Annotated in this window: 1 protein-coding gene and 1 pseudogene; both read left to right on the top strand. The window is 55.8% G+C overall.

The window, feature by feature from the left end:
* Positions 1-122, top strand: a pseudogene (locus F1735_RS33045) (IS1595 family transposase); the annotation flags it as partial.
* A 105-nt stretch (positions 123-227) separates the two neighbouring features.
* On the top strand, positions 228-1,499 hold the full coding sequence (locus F1735_RS33040) for an IS4 family transposase (protein WP_229506088.1): 1,272 nt from the start codon (positions 228-230) through the stop codon (positions 1,497-1,499).
* The last annotated feature ends 794 nt before the right edge of the window (positions 1,500-2,293 follow it).

The following is a 2,293-nucleotide window of genomic DNA, read 5'->3' as shown; positions in this document are numbered from 1 at the left end:
CTCAGTATCGATTTAACCGGCGCTTCGATTTGTCGACCATCTTGACGCGCCTCTTGTACGCTGCTGTCGCCACGGGCAACCGAACCGAAGCGTGGTGTCGGTTAGCTGAAGATCAGCGCTAATCACCTTTCGAAATAACAGTTGACAAACATGCCGCTTCGCGCGGCCGCCGCCCTGCCGGTGCGGGTTGTTTCGCGGCGGCAGGGCGGCGGCCAATAAGGTCTTTTTTGACCTCGTTGGCCGACATGATCTTAGCCTCTTTTTTTGCCGCATTTTCCGAGCACCTGCAATCGCCGCAGTTCCATGCCCAGGCCCGCTATCCAAACCATCCCAACGCCTTCTGCCGACAACGCAAACTGCCGCTGCAAAGCCTGGTGGCAGTCATGCTCGGCGGCATGCGCAAAAGTGTGCGTGCCGAGCTGGACGAATTCTTCAGCCATCTCGAACAGCAGGCGCAACTGGTGCGCACAGTTTCCGAGCGCGCTTTTTTAAAGGCCAGGGCCAAGCTTGCCGCTACCGCCATTCCGGCCCTCAACGACTGGCTTGTCGAGCGCGCCGAGAGCGCCGGCTTTGTGCCGCGCTGGCATGGCCTGCGCCTGGTCGCCGCCGATGCCTCTACCTTGCGCTTCGGGCTGCGAGCGAGCACCGTGCCCAATCCCGCGAGCGCCGACCAGATCGCCTTTGGACTCTTCTTGCCCGATGCCGACATGATGCTGGCAGCGTCGCTGCACAGCGTGCACGAGAACGAACGCCAGATGCTGTTCCAGCACCTCGACCGCCTCGGTCCCGGCGACTTGTTGCTGATGGACCGCGGCTATCCATGTCGCTGGCTACCGGCCGCACTGAACCAGCGTGGAATCGGCTTCTGCATGCGTGTCGAGCGTTCCGGCAACGCCGGATTCACCTGCGTGCGTGATTTTTTGCGCGGCGGTCAGGCCGAGGCGATCGTTACGCTGGGCGCGCCGGACCAGCGCGACTGCACCGACTACGAGTGCCCGCCGGGGCCGCAAACGGTGCGCCTGGTCCGCCACGTTGCCTCCACGGGCAAAGTACGGGTGCTAATGACGAATTTGCTCGATGCCGTACGCTTCCCGGCCACCCTGTTCGGCGGCCTGTACCACCGCCGCTGGCGTATCGAGGAAGCCTTCAAGCGTCTTAAGCACCGCGTTAGCCTCGAACACGTTTCAGGCCTGTCGCAGCTGGCGGTACTGCAGGACTTCGCAGCCAAGGTCGTCTGCGACAATCTGCAGTCTCTGACTGCAACGAGCGCCCACGAACAAGCCCAATTACCAGAACATACGCGTATCAACCACGCCTACGCCCATACCGCGATGAAACCACTACTGCTGGCGTTGCTGCTCGGTACGGCCTCGCTCGCCCAACTGCAGACACTCCTGCGCCTCATCGCTGGCGTCACCTACAGGCACAGGCCCGACATATCCAAGCCCCGAGCGCAGCAGCCAAAGCCGCACAAGTCCATGACGCAGAAACCATGCTGAGGACAAATTTCTTAAGTCCGGTAGATTGGTGTAGCGGGGCGTGAGGATCAGGGTCGGCATGGTGGAAACGTTGGGCGTGAGTTGTCGGAAGCACATCTTACTTAATGCATAGACGGCTTACTCAATTGCGAAGGTGAGTACCCGTCAAATTATATGGCGTGGACTGATGGATGACCCTGCGCCAGCATTGACGATGCGTGTTACGCAAATCAGACGGCTAGACCTTGTTCGCAGAGCGAGTTGAGACTCCCCACGCATCATATTTAAAATCCCCATCAATCGGGATGAAATCGATACACTTCAGATTCCGTTCCGTGGCGAGTTGCATAAATTCACGTGTGCAGACAAGCTGCAGTATTTCTGTGCATTTGAAAAGATGTGGAAACTCACTATTTGATGTGACAAACTTCGTGATGTTATTATAGATAACCTGATCTGGGTATATTTTATTCATTAGCAACTCCCCTGAGTCAACGTTACGTGCCTCTGAGAATGTCGACGAATCTTTGTTCAGTAATGGCAAATGATCTACTGGAAGAAACATGAAATATTCTTTCTCAACCCTTTTTTTTCGCACCACAAATTTCAACGGCACCGCACGAAATTTTACATTCAAATCTTCGCATGTTTCCAAGAATTTTCTGGACACAAATTTTGTTTGAAGTCCATAGAGCCAATTGCAAAACGATTTTTCCGAACTGGCCGACATCAGGAGAGCACGATTTTTCATCGCTTTTTCGTGATATCGGAGGAAATCTGATCGGTTACGGCGGCGGAATCATGGCTAATCTCAT

Origin of the sequence: Massilia genomosp. 1, assembly GCF_011682185.1 — a bacterium.
Classification (GTDB): Bacteria; Pseudomonadota; Gammaproteobacteria; order Burkholderiales; family Burkholderiaceae_D; genus Telluria_A; species Telluria_A rubra.
Note: the sequence above shows the minus strand (reverse complement) of the source record. Positions and strands in the feature narration are given on the sequence as shown.